At 45.1% G+C, this 18,421-nt stretch carries 19 protein-coding genes; 12 read left to right on the top strand and 7 right to left on the bottom strand.

The features are described 5' to 3' along the window. Nucleotides 1-139: 139 nt before the first annotated feature. The gene (locus AC1DP6_RS20900; RefSeq protein WP_477056545.1) at nt 140-2,581 is read right to left on the bottom strand and encodes an ABC transporter permease; all 2,442 of its coding nucleotides are present in this window, start codon (nt 2,579-2,581) and stop codon (nt 140-142) included. Between the two features lie 421 nt (nt 2,582-3,002). On the opposite strand from AC1DP6_RS20900, the gene AC1DP6_RS20895 reads away from it, so the two are divergent. Then, nucleotides 3,003-3,899 (top strand): hypothetical protein, encoded by an 897-nt coding sequence (locus tag AC1DP6_RS20895; protein WP_477056544.1) that lies wholly within the window; start codon nt 3,003-3,005, stop codon nt 3,897-3,899. A gap of 133 nt (nt 3,900-4,032) precedes the next feature. Here the strand turns inward: AC1DP6_RS20895 and xerD are convergent, their stop codons facing one another. After that, a complete protein-coding gene (xerD, locus tag AC1DP6_RS20890) occupies nt 4,033-4,932 on the bottom strand; it encodes a site-specific tyrosine recombinase XerD (RefSeq protein ID WP_441575117.1) in 900 nt (299 codons plus the stop codon). 402 nt (nt 4,933-5,334) lie between these two features. Then, the gene (locus AC1DP6_RS20885) at nt 5,335-5,751 is read right to left on the bottom strand and encodes a nucleoside-diphosphate kinase (protein ID WP_079471943.1); all 417 of its coding nucleotides are present in this window, start codon (nt 5,749-5,751) and stop codon (nt 5,335-5,337) included. Between the two features lie 165 nt (nt 5,752-5,916). On the opposite strand from AC1DP6_RS20885, the gene AC1DP6_RS20880 reads away from it, so the two are divergent. Then, nucleotides 5,917-6,921 carry a DHH family phosphoesterase gene (locus tag AC1DP6_RS20880; RefSeq protein WP_477056543.1) on the top strand — a complete coding sequence of 335 codons (1,005 nt, stop codon included), beginning with the start codon at nt 5,917-5,919 and terminating at the stop codon, nt 6,919-6,921. A 36-nt stretch (nt 6,922-6,957) separates the two neighbouring features. Further along, nucleotides 6,958-7,845 carry an FKBP-type peptidyl-prolyl cis-trans isomerase gene (locus AC1DP6_RS20875; protein WP_477056542.1) on the top strand — a complete coding sequence of 296 codons (888 nt, stop codon included), beginning with the start codon at nt 6,958-6,960 and terminating at the stop codon, nt 7,843-7,845. Nucleotides 7,846-8,021: 176 nt separating this feature from the next. Here AC1DP6_RS20875 and AC1DP6_RS20870 read toward each other — a convergent pair whose 3' ends face one another. Together AC1DP6_RS20870 and folP are read right to left on the bottom strand one after the other, a co-directional pair. Beyond that, nucleotides 8,022-8,834 carry a diadenylate cyclase gene (locus tag AC1DP6_RS20870; RefSeq protein WP_133809738.1) on the bottom strand — a complete coding sequence of 271 codons (813 nt, stop codon included), beginning with the start codon at nt 8,832-8,834 and terminating at the stop codon, nt 8,022-8,024. Nucleotides 8,835-8,858: 24 nt separating this feature from the next. Next, on the bottom strand, nt 8,859-9,719 hold the full coding sequence (gene folP, locus AC1DP6_RS20865; RefSeq protein WP_477056541.1) for a dihydropteroate synthase: 861 nt from the start codon (nt 9,717-9,719) through the stop codon (nt 8,859-8,861). Nucleotides 9,720-9,978: 259 nt separating this feature from the next. On the opposite strand from folP, the gene AC1DP6_RS20860 reads away from it, so the two are divergent. The 6 genes from AC1DP6_RS20860 to AC1DP6_RS20835 all read left to right on the top strand — a co-directional run bounded on the left by AC1DP6_RS20860 (nt 9,979) and on the right by AC1DP6_RS20835 (nt 14,414). Further along, complete coding sequence (locus tag AC1DP6_RS20860) at nt 9,979-11,058, top strand: BT_3928 family protein (protein ID WP_477056540.1); 1,080 nt, start codon at nt 9,979-9,981, stop codon at nt 11,056-11,058. Nucleotides 11,059-11,206: 148 nt separating this feature from the next. After that, on the top strand, nt 11,207-12,262 hold the full coding sequence (locus AC1DP6_RS20855; protein ID WP_477056539.1) for an ABC transporter permease: 1,056 nt from the start codon (nt 11,207-11,209) through the stop codon (nt 12,260-12,262). Nucleotides 12,263-12,355: 93 nt separating this feature from the next. Further along, nucleotides 12,356-12,871 (top strand): RNA polymerase sigma factor, encoded by a 516-nt coding sequence (locus AC1DP6_RS20850; RefSeq protein ID WP_477024554.1) that lies wholly within the window; start codon nt 12,356-12,358, stop codon nt 12,869-12,871. Beyond that, nucleotides 12,861-13,331: a hypothetical protein gene (locus AC1DP6_RS20845; RefSeq protein ID WP_477056538.1), complete on the top strand. Its 471-nt coding sequence runs from the start codon at nt 12,861-12,863 to the stop codon at nt 13,329-13,331. The genes AC1DP6_RS20850 and AC1DP6_RS20845 overlap by 11 nt, the downstream gene beginning before the upstream one ends. A 35-nt stretch (nt 13,332-13,366) precedes the next feature. Next, nucleotides 13,367-13,888, top strand: coding sequence for a DUF4252 domain-containing protein (locus tag AC1DP6_RS20840; protein ID WP_477024556.1), 522 nt, complete (start codon nt 13,367-13,369; stop codon nt 13,886-13,888). Between the two features lie 16 nt (nt 13,889-13,904). Beyond that, nucleotides 13,905-14,414 carry a DUF4252 domain-containing protein gene (locus AC1DP6_RS20835; protein ID WP_477056537.1) on the top strand — a complete coding sequence of 170 codons (510 nt, stop codon included), beginning with the start codon at nt 13,905-13,907 and terminating at the stop codon, nt 14,412-14,414. A gap of 7 nt (nt 14,415-14,421) precedes the next feature. Here the strand turns inward: AC1DP6_RS20835 and AC1DP6_RS20830 are convergent, their stop codons facing one another. Both AC1DP6_RS20830 and recF read right to left on the bottom strand, forming a co-directional pair. Further along, entirely contained in the window at nt 14,422-14,709 is a 288-nt protein-coding gene (locus AC1DP6_RS20830) for a DciA family protein (protein WP_441575107.1), read from the bottom strand. Nucleotides 14,710-14,728: 19 nt separating this feature from the next. Continuing rightward, a complete protein-coding gene (recF, locus tag AC1DP6_RS20825; protein ID WP_477056536.1) occupies nt 14,729-15,808 on the bottom strand; it encodes a DNA replication/repair protein RecF in 1,080 nt (359 codons plus the stop codon). Between the two features lie 210 nt (nt 15,809-16,018). Here recF and pdhA point away from each other — a divergent pair, with 210 nt between their 5' ends. The 3 genes from pdhA to ribH all read left to right on the top strand — a co-directional run. Continuing rightward, on the top strand, nt 16,019-17,029 hold the full coding sequence (gene pdhA / locus AC1DP6_RS20820) for a pyruvate dehydrogenase (acetyl-transferring) E1 component subunit alpha (RefSeq protein ID WP_477056535.1): 1,011 nt from the start codon (nt 16,019-16,021) through the stop codon (nt 17,027-17,029). 150 nt (nt 17,030-17,179) lie between these two features. Then, nucleotides 17,180-17,881 (top strand): tetratricopeptide repeat protein, encoded by a 702-nt coding sequence (locus AC1DP6_RS20815; protein WP_477056534.1) that lies wholly within the window; start codon nt 17,180-17,182, stop codon nt 17,879-17,881. A gap of 127 nt (nt 17,882-18,008) precedes the next feature. Further along, nucleotides 18,009-18,421, top strand: a 413-nt coding sequence (gene ribH / locus AC1DP6_RS20810; RefSeq protein WP_477056533.1) for a 6,7-dimethyl-8-ribityllumazine synthase, incomplete at its 3' end; no start/stop codon positions are given.

Here is an 18,421-nt window from a genome sequence, read left to right as displayed (position 1 = left end):
ACTACTCTCTTACTGCACTCTTACTACTCTTTCACCGCACTATGCCCCTTCCGATACGCGCCAGGTTCGTCCTGGAATAGCATTATTGAGTTGATTAATAATGTCTTTCATTTGTTGAAAACAAATCATTCGATAAAATTTATTCCATTCTGAGGCTCCGGACAGGATTGGCCACCGCTGCGCGAACCGCCTGAAAGCTTACTGTGACCAGCGCAATCAGCAGGGCAACCAGGCCCGATGCGGGGATGATCCACCAACTGAAATTTACCCGGTAGACAAAGTCCTGCAACCATTTATTCATGATCCACCAGGCCAAAGGGGTGGCGATGAAGAAGGCGATGACCACCAGCTTTATAAAATCCGCCGAAAGCAAAGCAACGATCCCTTGTACACTTGCTCCCAGTACCTTGCGGATTCCCATCTCCTTTGTTCTTTGTTCCGCAACAAATGTTGCCAGTCCGAACATACCCAGGCAGGAGATCAATATGGCCAAAACCGAAAAGATAGTGGCAATCTTTCCAACCTGTTGCTCGGATTGATACATCTCGTTAAAAGAATCATCAAGGAACCGGAAGCTGAAAGGCGCACCAGGCGCCAGCGCCGTCCATTTGTTCCTGACCTGTGCGATCAGCGGGGTGATGACAGAAGTATTCACTTTAAAAGAGGCAAGTCCTGTGCTTCTCTGCAATGTGAACATGAGAGGACCTACCTCATGGTGCAGGGTTTCAAAATTAAAATTCTTCACCACGCCCAGGATCGGATAGGCGGTTGGCTTTCCGGCATCATTGAAGGTATATACATTCTTTCCTATCGGATCGGCATACCCTAAAATCCGGGCAGCCACCTCGTTAATGATCACAGAAGAGGAATCCGTTCTGAAACCGGGAGAAAAATTCCTTCCCTTTAGCACTTTGATACCTATGGTAGAAAAGTACCCGTCGTCAATCGCCCAGGTGGCTATATTGAAACTGTTGGATGCAGTTTGGACAGGATCTTTGAAGATGTTATATACATTACGGGACGATTTGGATACCGGCAGAAATGCACTTAGTGTTCCGGCTTTTACACCAGACAATTGTGTCACGTCCTTCTTAAATGCATCCGCATTACTGCCCAGCGCATCAGCACCATCCACAATCAATACCTGCTCCTTGTTAAATCCAAGGTCGCGTGTCTGAATATAATGCAGTTGCCGGAATACAACAATCGTCCCAATGATCAGCATAATTGAAATGGTAAACTGGGCTACGACCAGGGCGCTCCGAAGCCCTCCACTTTTTGTTCCTGCCTTCAGCCGGCCTTTCAATACTTCGATAGGTTTAAAGCCGGAGAGGAAGAAAGCCGGATAGCTTCCTGCCAGCAGTCCTACTGCAAAAGGCAATGCAATCATCAGCGGCAGAATCACCGGAGAAAAAAGACTTGCCAGGGTCATTGTTTTGCCGGACAGTGAATTGAAAAGTGGCAGTGCCAGAAAGGTGATACCAATGCCAATCAATAAAGACAATAATACCATCAGGATAGATTCAATGAGGAACTGCATCACCAGTTCTCTGCGATCGGTACCCAATACTTTGCGCACGCCTACTTCCCGCGCCCTGCCGATAGATCGGGCCGTTGTCAGGTTCATGAAGTTGACACAGGCAATGAGCAGGATGAACATGGCCACGGCAGAAAAAATGGCAACATATTGCACACTGCCGGGCGGGCTGAGTTCTTCTCCACCCGGCCTGTCGGAATACAGGTGTATTTGTGTTACAGGAATGAGCGAAAAGCTAAACCGGTTCCCCGATTTTTCCAGGTCTGCCATGCTGTAGATCTGGAAATCCTTCATGATGGGGATTAGATGTTTATTAATATAGTCAGGGAACTTTTTTTCAAAAGCCTTGTAATCGGTGCCAGGCCTGAGAACGAGGTAGGTGTGGAAATTGGCATTGCCCAGTTGTCCCCATCTGTAATCCAGGCTTTTCATTGAGAACAGCAGGTCAAAATGGAAATGGGTATTGCCGGGAATATCGGCTATCACAGCACTCACTTTATAGGGTATGTCCTTGCCGCCTTCCTGCACTTCGAGCATTTTGCCGATGGCGCTGCTGGCTGATCCGAAATAGCGGGCCGCAGCCGATGCCGTCATCACCACGGTATGGGGAACATTCAATGCAGTCAGGGTATTGCCTTCCAGGGCCGGGAATGCAAAGACATTGAAGAAGGTTGAATCGACATAAGCGGTACGCGTTTCTGTGATATACTCATTGTCTTTCCTGATCAGTTTTACGTCACCGCTGTGCGAATAAATTCTCGTGTATTCCTGCACCTGTGGATAATCCTCTTTAAGGATAGGTCCCATCATATCCGAAGTTTCGGCCACGTGAAGCTCCTGACCACCCCAACGGGCATCCCCGTTAATACGATAGATATTTTCTGTTTTATTGTAGTAACGGTCGAAGCTCAGTTCGTCCAGCACAAACAGTGCAATCAGCAGAAAGCAGCCGAGCCCCACTGCCAGACCGGTGATGTTGATAATGGAGAAAGTCCTGTTTCTCAGCAGGTTTCTCCAGGCGATTTTCAGGTAGTTTCTAAGCATGCTTTCAATTGGCTTTTTGCAGGTAACTACATTGCCCAAAAACATGCCTTTTCATATCCACCTGATAATCAAATGAGCAAAGTTGCTTTGTTGTTCGTATCCGAACACAAACAGTCCGTATCCGGGCGATTGCATTCCCCATTTTCCCGCATAACATCTTGCCAATCAATCTAACCAGGTATCTCTCATCTTGATATGCGTACTTATACGTATTCATTTTTTTCAGTTGTTAAACGCTTGACTCCTCTTCTAAACTTCCTAATCTTTGTATTGTCAACTGGCTTAGTAATCTACTGTCAACAGAAAAGTTTAATAGTAATTGGCCTTTCTACCTTGTTTGTCTTTGATTTAGTATATGCAGAAAACAATTCATCAGGTGATGCTCGTTAACCCCTTTTTTTTTCGTTAAAAAAATAAAATTATGAGTTACCTATTAATCGGAAACATCTCTGCACTTATTTGTAATGATTGTATTGAGCCGCTGGCAAATGCACGCATTCGTATTTATCTGCCGGATATAAAGAACCGGACGGAGAATCAGGCATCAGGTATTTTTAATGACATGAAGCCTTTGTCTGCCAAAGAAGTGCTGATGAAGGCCGACAGGTTACTGGCGCACGCTACGCTGGATGAAAAAGGAAACTTTAGTCTTAGCTGGGACGAAGTACATCTTTTTACCGAACCACTGGAACTGGACCTTTGTCTGGATCAGTTACCCGGTAAAAATGGTAGCCAGCAGTCGCGCAACTTTCATCTGAGCAGTATTGTGTTGCACTGGAAACGGAATAGCAATGGTTATGTAGGCGCCTATGCTTACGTAATACCTGCCACCATCTGGCATAACATTTATGCTAATGCAGGGGCCTGGGTAATTACGGGGGTGGTAAAGCCGCATCTGGGCGCGGCAGGACAGCCTCATTTGAAAGTAGAAGCATATAACGCGCAAACCGGTCAGGTAATCGGACACGCGAAGACAGATGAGGTGGGCCGCTACTTCCTTCATTTCTCCCGGCAACATGTACGGTCAGGGTTGATGAAGTCGATTATACCAGACCGGAAAAACCTGGGACCAGATGTATATTTTAAAATTTACAAAAATGAACAACTGCTGTGGGCAGAAGATGAGAGAGTGTCTCAATCCAGAGACCGCCGGGACATAGCCCCCTGCAGCAACCTGAATATAATTTATAAGCGTTCGAGAGTCAAAAGGGCGTCCAGTCAGATTGGTAGCTGGTTAAGCGATATGATTACGCTAACGGCCCCACGAAAAAATAAGAGTGATAAAGATCGTTTGCTAACCCACTACAGCTTATTGTAAAAGAAAAGAAAGTTCGAAGTCTTCCATCTGTTAGTCAACTCCGTCATCAATACGACGTTCCCCGAATGTTGACCCATCTTAATGGCAAAAGAGCAGCTACCTTTCCCCAGGTAGCTGTTTCTTTTTATAGCCCTTAGAACCTTGGATGAAAACGCAGGAGCGTATCCCTTAGATACTCCCGGTCCAGGTGCGTGTAAATTTCTGTTGTGGTAATGCTTTCGTGCCCCAGCATTTCCTGTACGGCGCGCAGGTCGGCACCGCCTTCCACCAGGTGGGTAGCAAAAGAGTGCCGGAAGGTATGTGGCGACACGTTTTTATGGATACCCGCTTTCTTCGTCAGCTCCTTAATCACCAGGAAAATCATGACCCGGCTCAGGGCGCCGCCCCGGCGGTTCAGAAAGAGGGTGTCTTCTTCTCCATATTTAACGGGCAACTGTATACGAACATTTCTCCGGTAAATATCTATCTGCCGCATGGCGTCTTTGCCAATGGGTACCATCCTTTCTTTATTGCCTTTACCTATCACGCGGATAAATCCTACGTCCATATGCAGCTGGGTAATCTGTAAGTTGATGACTTCACTCACACGCAGTCCGCAGCTGTACATTGTTTCCAGGATCGCTTTGTTGCGATGTCCTTCGGCGGTGTCCAGGGATATCTGGGCAATGATTTGTTCTATTTCTTCAAAGGTGAGTACGTCCGGTAGTTTACGTAACACTTTGGGTGCTTCCAGTAGTTGGGTAGGATCTTCCTGGGCCATGTCTTCCAGCAACAGGAATTTATAAAATGCTTTCAATCCCGAAATCGTTCTGGCCTGGGAGGTAGCGGTCATTCCCAGTTTGGCAATCCATTGTACGCAACCTTGCAGGTCTTCCAGGGTCACATCCTGGGGGCGGAGTTTATCTTTGCCGACCGACATCAGGTATTGCTCCAGCTTTTCTACATCACGCACATATGCTTCAACGGAGTGGTCGGACATGGACCGCTCTAATCTTAAATACCCTTTAAACAGTTTCCGGAATGATTGCCACATAGAAGGGCAAGTTAAAAAGTTTTAGGGGAAACAACGTGAACGGCTACCCGAAATGGTAATATTATACCAGTTTTTTTGGGTCCAAAAGAGGAGAGGGGTATTTGTTTAAAGTCCGGCTTTCGTTGGATAGCTATAAATATCTGATAATGAATTTTCTAAAGAGATAAAAATCTTGATGATTTTGCCTGAAAAAAGCCTGTTTTCGGGGCCTGTTTAAGCATCACATTTTCATTAAAAATCATGTGTTTACGCCTATTTGGCAGGCAAGGGTATTTGTTGAGTAGATTACTTTAGGTAAATGGATGTAAATAATTTAAAATGAATAAATTAGATAACGTAAAAATAAAAAGGGCCGGCGTTTTGAAGCGCCAGCCCTTTTTGCAATGAATTTGCGTTGTAGCACTAGAATTTTTCCAGACCGCTGAAGAAGAAGTTGCCTTCAATTGCAGCGTTCTCATCAGAGTCGGAACCGTGAACTGCGTTACGGCCGATAGACTCTGCGTATTTTTTACGGATGGTACCTTCTTCTGCATTAGCAGGATTGGTAGCACCAATCAGTTTACGAAAATCTTCTACGGCGTTGTCTTTCTCCAGGATAGCCGCTACGATATGGCCGCTGCTCATGAATTCTACCAGTTCACCGTAAAAAGGTCTTTCCGCATGTACTGCATAAAACTCACCTGCTTTAGCAGTAGATAACTGCGTCATTTTCATGGCTACGATGCGGAAACCTGCAGCGTTGATCATGTTTAAAATGCCGCCAATGTGCCCGTTTGCTACTGCATCAGGCTTGATCATAGTAAATGTTCTGTTGCTCATATAATGTTTAATTCCGAATTACAGATTAGGCCGCAAAAGTAATTACATTTTCTTTAGTGGTAAAAAATTTTGAAATTCTGGCTCAAATAAAGATCTTCGCACTTCGTTTTCTGTTTCAACCACTTGTTGTGATTGGAAATCAACTCTTAACATTACAGTTTTTTAATGAAGCCGATCGAGGAAATTAAACCTTTGCTGGAAAGCCCTAAGAAAGTGGTCATCACGATGCATCAGAAGCCAGATGCGGATGCCATGGGATCTTCCTTAGCAATGTACCACTACTTAGTGCAGAAAGGACACCAGGTAACTGTAATATCACCCACTAACTTTCCGGATTTCCTGAAATGGATGCCTGGAGCTGATTTGGTTATTGACTACGAATCTTCCATGGACCGGGCTATCGAGGCACTGAAAGGCATAGAACTCCTGTTTTGCCTGGACTTCAACGCCTTGTACCGCACCAAAAATCTGGCGCCCCACCTGGAAAAACTGGATTGTATCAAAATCCTTGTAGACCATCACCTGGAGCCTCAGCCCAATTTTGAATACGGCATTAGTGATACCAAAGCCAGCTCAACTGCCCAATTAGTTTATGAAACTATATATAAATTGGGAGATGAGCAGTATATTAACCTCGAAATTGCACAGTGCATCTATGCCGGTACTGTTACCGATACAGGTTCTTTCCGCTTTGCATCTACTTCTGCTGCCGTGCACCGCATGGTGGCCGATCTGATGGACAGAGGCCTGCGCCACGAGGTAATACATCAGGCGATCTACGACAATTTCCTGGAAAACCGACTGCGCTTCCTCGGACATAGTCTGCTGAACCGTATGGAAGTATTCTATGAATACAATACCGCCATGCTGGCCATTCCTTATTCCGACCTGAAAAGGTTTGACCTGCAAACAGGGGATACGGAAGGCCTGGTAAATTTCCTGTTATCCATACAGGGTATTAAAATGGCCGCACTGATCATTGACAGAAACTCAGAAGTTAAATTGTCATTCCGCTCCAAAGGAGATTTCGACGTGAATACTTTCGCCCGCAAATACTTCGATGGTGGTGGACACTTTAACGCTTCCGGCGGCCGCAGCATAGATCCTTTAGAAAAAACCGTTGACCGTTTCATTAAGGCTGTCGAGGAAAATGAGGACCTGCTGCAATAAATTAAATAAAGTATTTCAACCTACTAATACAAACAAATGAAAAAAAACAATCAGTTATTAGTTGCAACTGCAGCTTTAGGCTTTCTGATAGCCAGTTGCGGAACGGGTGTTAAAAAAACACCGAGCGGTATTGAGTATATCGTTCACAAATCTGGCAGCGGAGCACAACTGAAATTGGGTGATACTGCCCTTCTGAATGTAACCCAACGCATCAATGATTCCCTGTTGGGCGAGTCCCGTAAAATGGTTGGAGCTGCCGTTCCGGTAGTGTTACAGAAGCCTTCAAACAAGTTTGACCTGATGGAAGGTATTGCTCTCCTGCACGCAGGCGATAGCGCTACTTTTATCATTCCCTGGGATTCATTACCAGCTCAGGAGCGTCCTCCATTCGGTAAAAAAGGTGACAAGCTGAAAATCACTTTCGCTGTAGAAGGTATATACTCTGCTGCTGCCCAGAGAGAAAAAGACGAGAAACTCATCTCTGAGTACCTCGACAAAAACAAAATCAAAGCTACTAAAAACGCTGCAGGCGTATATGTAGCCGTTAACCAGGAAGGTACCGGCGCTACACCTAACCCAGGTGATACCGTTTATGTACACTACACTGGTAAACTGACCACCGGTAAAGTATTTGATTCCAGCCAGGATTCAACTATGCGCCCAGGTATGCCTTTAGAACCAATTAAATTCCCTATCGGTCGTGGTTTCGTGATCAGAGGTTGGGATGCTGGCTTAAGCGGCCTGAAAAAAGGTTCCAAAGCAACCCTGGTGATTCCTTCTGGTTTAGCTTACGGCTTACAGGGCAGTCCTCCAGTAATTCCTGGTAACTCTATCCTGGTATTTGACGTACAACTGGTAGACATTAAAGCAGGTGGTCCTGAAACAGCAGCTCCAGTAATGCCGACGCCAGCTCCAGGTAAATAGTGAAATAGCTGTTAGCTATTAGCTTTTAGCTGTTAGCAAATGCAGCGGAGATATTTAAGTATAAAGAGAAAGGAGATCAGGTATTGTACCTGATCTCCTTTCTCTTTATAATAACTGATCATCTCCGCTGCATTTGCTAACAGCTAACAGCTAACAGCTAAAAGCTAACAGCTGTTCTACGCATATCCGTCTATCAGCACTTCATATAACTTTACTTTCAGATCTTCCAGCGATACATCCTGTGTCAGCACGCCGTCCATGGCGTAGGAAACGGTACCCCTTTCCTCGGATACGATAATAGCCAGATTATCACTATGCTCGGTGATACCTACTGCAGAACGGTGACGTAAGCCGATACGTGTAGGCAGATTCGGATTTTCAGACACCGGCAATATCACTTTAGCCGCCAGGATCTTATTACCTACTATAATCAGCGCACCATCGTGCAGGGGACTGTGCTTTTCAAAAATGCTTTCTATCAGCTTAGCACTTACGTTACCATCAATAGGAATGCTGGACGCCGAATCGAATTTTAAACGATAGGTAGTGGCAATTACCATCAACGCACCGGTAGAAGTACTCTGCATTCTGCTTACCGCAACAATGAGTTCATTGATAATATTTTCTTCTTCCTTATAACTCTTAAACTTATCAGGCAGGAATAACTTGGTCAAAAAACTATCCTTGCTCAGCGGTGTCTTCTTTCCCAATACCAGCAAAAACTTCCGGATCTCCGGCTGAAAAATAATAATGATGGCGATGATACCCACATTAATAAAGTTCTGCAGGATAATGGTCAGAATAGGCATCTGTAAAGCCCTGACCAGGAAATACGCTGCATATACCATCAACAGCCCAACGAAAATATTGAAAGCAAGACTACCTTTTAATAAACGATATAATTGAATGATTAAAAAAACAACAATCAGCAGGTCCAAAACATTCAGCCAGCGAAACTCAACTCCATAAAATTGTATTACTTCCTTCATAGTTGTAAAAATAGCAAGATTTAATTAGCCTTTCATTTTCTCCATAATCCTTACCGCTTCTACAGCGGCTTTAACGTCATGTACCCTTAATATATGCGTGCCCTGTTGAAGGGCAATGGTATTCAATACTGTTGTGCCATTCAATGCCTCCACTGGCGTAATATCCAGTAGCTTATAGATCATCGATTTGCGGGAAATGCCTGTCAGCACCGGAACACCCAGGATATCCTTGAACAGATGCAGCTCTTTCAGCAGGGCATAATTATGTTCAATGGTTTTCCCGAAGCCAAAGCCGGGATCCGCAATAAAGTCTTTGATGCCGGCTGCACGGCACTCCGCCAGCTTTTGTTTCAGGTAGTCCAGCACCTCAGTCACTACATTTTCATATTGAGGACGCTGCTGCATGGTAGCAGGCTTGCCCTGCATGTGCATCGCAATATAAGGTACCTGCAACTGTCCAACAACCGGAATCATGTTGGCATCCATATCGCCCGCACTCACATCATTAATAATAGCTGCACCGGCATGCACTGCTTTTTCAGCTACAGCGGCATACCAGGTATCTATAGAAATAATAGCAGTCGGATAACGGTTGAGTATAGCGTGAATGGCTGGTAATAAACGATGTAGTTCTTCTTCTGCACCAATCACATCTGCACCGGGACGTGTGCTTTGTGCACCCAGATCCAGGATGGTAGCGCCTTCTTCGAGGTGCTGCTTCGCCTTTTCCATCACCTGGTGCAACTCATGCATACGGTTGCCTTCATAAAAAGAATCTGTGGTTACATTAATAATACCCATCACCGCCGGCGTAGACAGTGACAATAATTGTCCCCTGCAATTAATAGTTGGTGAGGATAATATTTGGATATGGTCTGGTTTCATTTGAATGCGTTAAGTAGTTAGCATGCAGGCGCCTGTTGCCTGATTTTCATATAGTTCTGGCCTTTTACCCGAAATTCTTTATTTTGCCTGCAAATCTAAGAAGGAAAATCAATCATTTCCGAATTTAGGGATTTAGTGCTTTAATTCAGCAACAGATTTACCAGCGGTGTCAACAAAATGTTGCGCTCATCAATTTTAGAGAAAGGTACATCATGATTGTCCTTATCTTCACGGATCACAATCACCATTAAACTATTTTATGAAGATTATCCTTAACCTGTTGCGTATAATCGTTGGGGTGTTATTCATTTTCTCCGGTCTTATTAAAGCCAATGACCCGTTGGGGCTCAGCTATAAAATGGAGGAATTTTTCGAAGTGTTGCATCTGACATTTCTTTCTCCCTATTCCCTGGCATACTCCATATTGATGAATGCTTTCGAAATCATTGCAGGGGTGGCCGTGCTGGTAGGATACCGCATGCGTATCTTTTCTGTGCTGCTGTTACTGCTCATCATCTTCTTTACCTTCCTTACCGGTTACGCATTGTTCAGCGGCACCATCCGTGAATGCGGCTGTTTCGGCGACTGTATCAAACTTACCGCAGTAGAAACATTCTGGAAGGATGTGGCCCTGTTAGTGATGATCCTCGTGATTTTCTTCTACCGCAAACAAATACAACCTGTCAAGGGAGCAGGTATTGCCCTGGTGATAGCAACGATCTTGTCTTTTGGTATTCAATGGTATACTTTAAAACACCTGCCTTTTGTTGACTGCCTGCCTTATAAAATAGGTAATAATATTCCGGAGAAGATGAAACTGCCTCCAGGCGCTACTCCTGACGTGTACGAAATGATGTTTATTTATGAAAAGGATGGTCAGAAGAAAGAATTTACGGCAGACAACTACCCATGGTCAGACAGCACCTGGAAGTTTGTAGACCGTAAAGATAAACTGGTGAAGAAAGGCAATGCCGAACCAGCCATCAAGGATTTCATCCTCACCGATGCCGATGGCGTAAATCAAACCCAGGCCATTTTAGCAGAAACCAAACCCGTATACCTCTTCCTCGTACAAAATGTACAAAAGGCTGGTAGCGGTTGGGACGTGAAAATGAAAGTGCTGCAGGACAAGTGGAAAAATCAGGGTATATTAATATATGGAGTGACAGCTTCCACCAAAGAAGAAATAGCTGCATTTAAGCAACAACATGGCCTGGAGTTTCCGTTTGTACAAATGGATGGTGTAGCCATTAAAACAGCCGGCAGAAGTAATCCCTGCCTGATACTGCTGGATAAAGGTACCATCAAAGGCAAATGGCACTATAATGATATTCCGTAACAGCTTTTAGCTATTAGCTTTTAGCTGTTAGCTGTTAGTAAATGCAGCGAAGATCATCTGTTGATTTTTATTACATTTACTAATAGCTAACCGCTAAAGGCTAACCGCTAAAGGCTAACTGCTAACAGCTAAAAGCTAACAGCTCTCTATGCTTCGTTTTCTGCTTCGTAAAACAGGTTATGGTATATTGGTACTACTCGGTGTAGTGGTGCTGGTGTTCTTCCTGTTCAATGTATTGCCCGGCGATCCGGCCAGGCTTACCCTTGGACAGCGGGCAGACGTTGCCTCATTGGAAAACGTACGTAAAGAACTGCATCTCGATCAGCCGGTCGGGGTGCAGTTTCTATATTATCTGAATGACCTGCTGCCGATAGGGGTGCATACCCCTGAACAGGCAAAGGAGAATTTGCACTATATAACGGTAGCGCATATATCAAAAGAGAAAATACTGGTGCTGAAAACACCCTACCTCAGACGCTCGTACCAGGGTAAAAAGCAGGTATGGGATATTTTAATGGAAGCCCTGCCCGGCACATTGCTGCTGGCGGTAGCCGCCATGTTGTTTGCTACCATCACCGGCATCGCCATGGGCGTGCTTTCTGCCGTAAAACAAAATACCTGGATGGATACCGGCGCTGTATTTGCCAGCGTAGCCGGTATTTCCGCTCCATCCTTTTTTGCAGGTATCGTACTGGCTTATCTCTTTGGCTTTGTACTCAGTGATTATACCGGGTTGCATATGAGTGGCAGTCTGTTTGATGTAGACCCTTTCAAAGGCAGGGTACTAAACCTGCGCAACCTGGTGTTGCCAGCCATTACCCTGGGCATCCGCCCGCTGGCCATCATTGTGCAGCTCACCCGCAGTGCCATGCTGGATGTACTCCACCAGGACTATATCCGCACGGCCTACGCCAAAGGGCTCTCCAAATCCAGGGTCATCTGGCGCCATGCACTGCTCAATGCCCTCAATCCTGTTATCACCGCTATCACAGGCTGGTTTGCCGAACTGCTGGCAGGCGCCTTCTTCGTAGAATACATTTTTGGCTGGAAAGGCATCGGTAAAGTCACCGTAGATGCCCTCGACAAATTCGACTTCCCCGTAGTAATGGGAGCTATCTTACTCACCGCAGGCATCTTCGTGCTCGTAAACCTGCTGGCGGATCTGCTCTACACGCTCATAGATCCGAGAATTAAACTGGATTAACGCAAGGGACATCTCCCGACACTGAAAATTTTTTTCAACTTTTTGTAACATCCGCTTTTTACAGTCGTCTTCTTTTCAAACGCACTATTCTGCATGTCATTAGAACGATTTCTTACACAGGTGGTCCCAGTCAGGCAAAAGCTTTACCGCTTTGCATTCCGCCTGTTAGGTAATGAGGAAGACGCGCAGGATATCACCCAGGATGCCCTTATGAAAGTATGGGGTATGCAGGAGAAGATGGTGGAGTTACAGAATATGGAAGCCTGGTGCATGCGTATTACCCGCAACCTGGCGCTGGACAAAATCAAGTCCAGGAAGTACCGTATGTCTGACGACCTGGACAGGGCAGGAGAGCTGCCTGCTGTACAACAGCAAAGTCCGCATGCAGCTGCGGAACAGAACGATGTGATGCAAAAAGTGCATGTGGCGATCAATGCCCTGCCGGAAAAGTACCGTACCATCCTGCAACTGCGGGACATAGACGGGCATTCCTACCAGGAGATCGCCGACATACTGGATATAGACATGAATGATGTTAAAGTGAATTTGCACCGGGCCCGCAAAACGGTTCGGGAGAAACTACAAAATCTGCAGGTATATGGATTATAACAGGATCAGTGCATTGCTGGAAAAGTATTGGGAAGGGGAAACTTCCCTGGAAGAAGAAGCAGGGTTGCGTGAATTTTTCAGTATTCCTCACCCTGATTTACCGGAAGCGTTGCAGGAGGCGGCTCCTATGTTCCAGTACTTTCATGTGGAGGCAACAAAAGTATGGGAAGCGCCCCCGGCAAAAGTAGTGAAACTGTCGCCGTTCCGCCATTGGATGAAGTATGCAGCAGTATTACTGGTAGCCGTTGGCATCGGCTATGCGCTTCAGCAACAGGGCCACCGGCAGCAGGAAGCGATCATTGCCCTGAAACAGCAGGAAATGAATGATCCGCAGCGCGCACTGGCCGAAACCAAGAAAGCATTACAGCTGCTGGCGAAAAACCTGAACAAAGGGACGTCCAAAATGCAGAAGCTCTCTTATTTCAATGAGGCTACGGCCATTGTAGAAGGAAAAGATTAATCAGCCATTCAAAAACCGATACTAAATATAGAAAGATGAAACGATACCTATTATTATTGATGGCGGTCTTTGCCAGTTTCCACCTCTCCGCACAGCAGGGGAGCGTCATAGACCGGTTTTTCCAGAAGTACGAAAGTGACCGGAGCTTTACGCTGGTCAGCATTACACCCAAAATGTTCAGCATGTTCGCCAAAGTAGAAACGGGCGATGCAGATGCCAAAAACATGATGAAAGTAATTCAGAAATTGAAAGGACTGCGGATCCTTGCCAAAGAAGATACCCGCGAAGGTCCACGCCTGTACAAGGAAGCAGCCGCCTTTCTCAGCAGCGATTTCGAAGAGCTGATGACACTGCGGGATAAAGACAGTGACCTGAAATTTATGGTCAAAGAAAACGCCAAAGGCGCTATCAGCGAACTGATTATGCTGGTAGGCAGCTCCAATGAGTTCATGGCCATGAGCCTGGTGGGCGATATTGACCTCAACGAAATTTCACTCATTGCCGGATCTGTCAACATCCAGGGAATGGATAAGCTGAAAAACATCAAGAAGAAATAATTCAAAAAAAACTCCCATGAAATCATTCATTATTGCTGCCGGTTGTTTTTTATTGTCTGCTTCAGCAGTTACTGCACAAGACAGATGCCTGCGTGAATTCCGCAACAAACACCGGGCGAATGCAGAAGTCCATACCGTGTCTGTGGGCGGTTTCAGCATGAAGCTGGCGGGTTGGTGCCTCTCATTTGCCGATGATGACGCCGATGCCAAAAGTGTGAAGCATGCTTTGAATAATGTACGTCGTGTAAAAATATATACCATCTCTAACGTGAACGGTAGTACGGTAAGCGGAGACGAGATTGCGGATTTAAAAAGTAACCTGGAACGCAATGAGCATTTTGATATGCTGATGGAAGTAAGAGATAAGGGTAGCCTGGTGCATATACTCAACAAAGGGAAAGATGATGAGCTGGGTAATGTGGTGATGTTGATCCAGGACGCGTCAGATTTCGTGATTGTAAATCTGCAAACCACCATGAAAATCTCCGAAGTTAACAGCCTGATTCGTCAGTTTGCCTCCAACTGATCCCTGTTTACCTGATCATCACCTCTTTTACAATGTTCTCTCCGAGCATTTCATTCACCAACTTGATGATCTTGTCTTTAGAATAAGTCAATTCCTGTTTTAGTGGCGCCACTGTTGTAGTTACGATCAATTTATTATCGATCAGCTGGATACTCTGTGTGTAGCGGGCAATGGTTTTACCCATTAGCTTCTCCCAGTTATCCTGGATGCGCACCTCCATGAGACGGGGTTTCATCCTGCTTTTGTTCATAAATTCCCGAAGGGCATCTCCGATACTGGTAGTTCCGTGGCGCATGGTGCGAAGGTACTAAAATTTAGATCTTTATCAGCTGTATTTCAGCGGTAGTTCCCGCAAAGGCTTGTTGCAGGCGGTCTGCGTGCGTATCAGTAATAAACACCTGACCATAACTATCGCTGGCCACCAACGCAATTAAACGGGTAACGCGCTCCTGGTCAAGCTTTTCAAATACATCATCGAGCAGCAGGAGCGGAGGGAACTTTTTATTTTGACGGATCACTTCAAACTGTGCCAGCTTGAGCGCGAATAAAAAGCTTTTACGTTGTCCCTGGGAGGCGCTGGTTTTCATGAGATGATCATCCAGTAAAAAGAGCAGGTCATCTCTGTGAATGCCGGTGGTGGTGCGTTGCAGCTGCATATCACGGTAGCGGGCGGTATTCAGTTGTGCAGCGTAGTCTTCCTCCTGCAGGGTACACTGGTACTGTATATTCACCACTTCATGGGTACCGGAAATATAATCATACAGTTCCTGGACTTTGGGGATAAAGGTTTGGAGGAAAGCTTTCCTGGTTTCGTATACGGGTACACCATGCATCACCAGTTGCAGATCGAATACATCGAGCAGGCTATCCTGGTTTTGTCCGGTGGCCGCCATATTTTTCAGGAGGGTATTCCGTTGTAAGAGTATTTTTTGGTAGATGATGAGGTGGTCGAGGTACTCGGGGTACAGTTGGGACAAGAGGCTATCGAGCCATTTACGTCTTTCTTCGCTGCCGCCCAGGATGATCTCGGCATCGTCTGGGGCAATCATTACGGCCGGAAACTGGCCGATATGCCGGGAGAAGCGGTCGTACTTATCATCGTTCAGACTGATCTCTTTCCTGCCGTCTTTGACCGTGCAAATGATCTTTTCGGGCTGTTTATTCTTTTCAAGGTAGCCTTCGAGGCGAAATCCGTTGGTTTGGTATTGGGTATTCTGGCTTTCGCTGCTGGTAAAATAGCTGCGGGTGAAGCACAAATAGTAGATGGCGTCGAGCAGGTTAGTCTTGCCGGCGCCGTTTCTGCCGGTGATCCCTACGATCCGGTGCTGGAAGGAAAAGGTCTCCTGCGTGTAATTTTTGAACTGAACGAGTGATATTTTATTAATATAAAGCAAAGAAAAAAGTTATTCGTAATTAATAATATGCGAAAATTCTCAATTGTATAAGTGATAAAAAACCGCACTAATGGGAAGTTCCCTGAGATTCCCGTGCAAATAAATGCAAAACTGTTTGAAATTGATGAATTTGCATAATTTAATGGGAATTAGAATTGATATTTATATTTTAGGATTTTCCTGTTATATTTGCGAACAAATTTAGAAAGAGTGCAAACTAAAACAGACGTGAAGACGAAATTCACCAAAGAGACATATCTGTACTGGTATGAATTGATGCTTTTGCTGCGCCGCTTTGAAGAAAAGACAGGCCAATTGTACGGGATGCAGAAGATCCGTGGCTTTTGTCATTTGTACATAGGACAGGAAGCAATTGCTGCTGGTGCGATGACTGCTACCAAGCCGGAGGATAAATTCATCACTGCTTATCGTGATCATGCGCTGGCAATTGCGAAAGGAATTTCCGCTAAAGCTTGTATGGCAGAACTGTATGGTAAAGCAACCGGTTGTTCGAAAGGAAAGGGAGGCAGTATGCACTTTTTCTCCAAAGAACATGGGTTCTTCGGTGGCCATGGTATTGTTGGAGCTCAGATAGGTACAGGTGCCGGACTGGCGCTTGCAGAGCAATACAAAGGAACAGACAACGTAGTGTTGTGTTTCTTTGGTGATGGCGCTGCCCGTCAGGGTATCCTGCATGAAACCTTTAACATGGCGATGACCTGGAAACTCCCGGTAATTTTCATTTGTGAAAATAACATGTACGCCATGGGTACTTCCGTAGAACGTACCTCCAACGTATTGGATATCTATAAGTTGGCTGACGCTTACGAAATGCCTGCCGATTCTATCGACGGTATGAGTTGCGAAGCGGTGCACGATGGTATCGAAAGAGCCGTAAAACGCAGCCGTGAAAAAGGTGGTCCAACCTTGCTGGAAATCAAAACTTACCGTTACCGTGGTCACTCCATGAGCGATCCGGCTAAATATCGTACTAAAGAAGAACTGGAAGAGTACAAGGAGAAAGATCCAATCAACGAAGTACTGAAAGTAATTCAGAAAAATAAATGGGCAACTGAAGCTGAAATCGAAGTCATCAACGAACGCGTGAAAGTGGAAGTTGAAGAGTGCGTAACTTTCGCAGAAGAATCTCCATGGCCTAACGATGATGAATTGTTGAAAGACGTTTACGTTCAGGAAGATTATCCTTTCATCGTTGATTAAGTAGTTAGCCATTAGCTTTTAGCTTTTAGGAAATACAGCAAAGACCATCATATATTAATCTTCGCTGCATTTCCTAAAAGCTAAAAGCTAGCTGCTAAAAGCTTTTTCGTTACCTATTAAATAACCAAGCAATCACAATTACACCTTACAATGGCAGAAACTAAAGATAAAGCCACCGTGCCTCAACCTACAAAAAATGATTTTGACCTGGAGAAATCCATGCACAAGGCAGAAGACTTCTTCTATAAAAACAAAAACGTTATTTCTATTGCAGTAATCGCAGTAGTAGTAGTGGTAGGCGGTTTCTTCGCCTATAACCGTTTTGTTAAACAGCCGAATGAAAACAAAGCACAGGAAATGGTTTTCCATGCGCAAAACTACTTCGCAGTAGATTCATTCAAACTGGCACTGAATGGTGATGGTAATAATTATGGTTTTTTACAGGTAGCTGAAAAATACGGTAGCACACAAGCCGGTAACCTGGCTAAATACAGTGCAGGTGTTTGCTATATCCGCCTGGGCGATTTCCAGAAAGGTATCGACATGCTGAAATCCTTTAGCTCCAACGACCTGTTGCTCCAGCCTACTGCTTACGGTTTGATCGGTGACGCTTACATGGAACTGAACAAAACAGATGACGGTATTGAATCTTACAAAAAAGCTGGTCATTACAACGATAACGAACTGACGGCTCCTGTTTACCTGTTCCGTGCCGGTCTGGCCCTGGAAAAAGCTGGTAAATCCCAGGATGCAATCACCATCTATAAAGAAATTAAAGAGAAGTTTCCACAGACCAACGAAGGTCGTGAAATGGACAAGTACCTGGCTAGACTGGGTGATGTAAAGAACTAATCAATTACGAATTACGAATTACGAATTACGGATTGGTGGGTAAATAATAGCGGATAATGATCGCGTTTACTATCTGCCCACCAATCCGTAATTCGTAATTCGTAATTCGTAATTCTAAACTGATTGTATGTCCGAGCATAATAAGAGCTTACTAAATGACGCTGGCATTCTCAACCTGGAGGATGCCAGTGTTGTTATGGTGTATACCGAATGGAATGACGCCATTGTGAATGAACTGGTAGCAGGTTGCGATAAAGCCCTGAACCAGTACCGAATCACCAAAACAGATAAAGTACTCGTACCTGGTGCTTTCGAATTACCTTACGCCTGTAAACAATACTGGGAAGCTACCAAAGGCACCGGCAAACAGCCTGGCGCTATTATTGCTTTCGGTTGCGTGATCCGTGGCGAAACACCCCATTTTGATTATGTGTGTAAAGCTGTAACAGAAGGTATTCTTCAACTGAACCTTCAGTTACCTGTTCCTGTTATATTTGGWATATTGACGGTAGATAACGAGCAACAGGCGTTGGACAGGCT

Source organism: Chitinophaga sp. 01L420 (assembly GCF_056399985.1).
The sequence above is the reverse complement of the archived record's forward strand: the minus strand, read 5'-3'. Positions and strand labels throughout refer to the sequence as shown.

Bases quoted from the DNA above. Each gene is read 5' to 3' on its own strand.
- AC1DP6_RS20900 (WP_477056545.1), bottom strand. From the start codon at position 2,581: ATGCTTAGAAACTACCTGAAAATCGCCTGGAGAAACCTGCTGAGAAAC.
- AC1DP6_RS20895 (WP_477056544.1), top strand. From the start codon at position 3,003: ATGAGTTACCTATTAATCGGAAACATCTCTGCACTTATTTGTAATGAT.
- xerD (WP_441575117.1), bottom strand. From the start codon at position 4,932: ATGTGGCAATCATTCCGGAAACTGTTTAAAGGGTATTTAAGATTAGAG.
- AC1DP6_RS20885 (WP_079471943.1), bottom strand. From the start codon at position 5,751: ATGAGCAACAGAACATTTACTATGATCAAGCCTGATGCAGTAGCAAAC.
- AC1DP6_RS20880 (WP_477056543.1), top strand. From the start codon at position 5,917: ATGAAGCCGATCGAGGAAATTAAACCTTTGCTGGAAAGCCCTAAGAAA.
- AC1DP6_RS20875 (WP_477056542.1), top strand. From the start codon at position 6,958: ATGAAAAAAAACAATCAGTTATTAGTTGCAACTGCAGCTTTAGGCTTT.
- AC1DP6_RS20870 (WP_133809738.1), bottom strand. From the start codon at position 8,834: ATGAAGGAAGTAATACAATTTTATGGAGTTGAGTTTCGCTGGCTGAAT.
- folP (WP_477056541.1), bottom strand. From the start codon at position 9,719: ATGAAACCAGACCATATCCAAATATTATCCTCACCAACTATTAATTGC.
- AC1DP6_RS20860 (WP_477056540.1), top strand. From the start codon at position 9,979: ATGAAGATTATCCTTAACCTGTTGCGTATAATCGTTGGGGTGTTATTC.
- AC1DP6_RS20855 (WP_477056539.1), top strand. From the start codon at position 11,207: ATGCTTCGTTTTCTGCTTCGTAAAACAGGTTATGGTATATTGGTACTA.
- AC1DP6_RS20850 (WP_477024554.1), top strand. From the start codon at position 12,356: ATGTCATTAGAACGATTTCTTACACAGGTGGTCCCAGTCAGGCAAAAG.
- AC1DP6_RS20845 (WP_477056538.1), top strand. From the start codon at position 12,861: ATGGATTATAACAGGATCAGTGCATTGCTGGAAAAGTATTGGGAAGGG.
- AC1DP6_RS20840 (WP_477024556.1), top strand. From the start codon at position 13,367: ATGAAACGATACCTATTATTATTGATGGCGGTCTTTGCCAGTTTCCAC.
- AC1DP6_RS20835 (WP_477056537.1), top strand. From the start codon at position 13,905: ATGAAATCATTCATTATTGCTGCCGGTTGTTTTTTATTGTCTGCTTCA.
- AC1DP6_RS20830 (WP_441575107.1), bottom strand. From the start codon at position 14,709: ATGCGCCACGGAACTACCAGTATCGGAGATGCCCTTCGGGAATTTATG.
- AC1DP6_RS20815 (WP_477056534.1), top strand. From the start codon at position 17,180: ATGGCAGAAACTAAAGATAAAGCCACCGTGCCTCAACCTACAAAAAAT.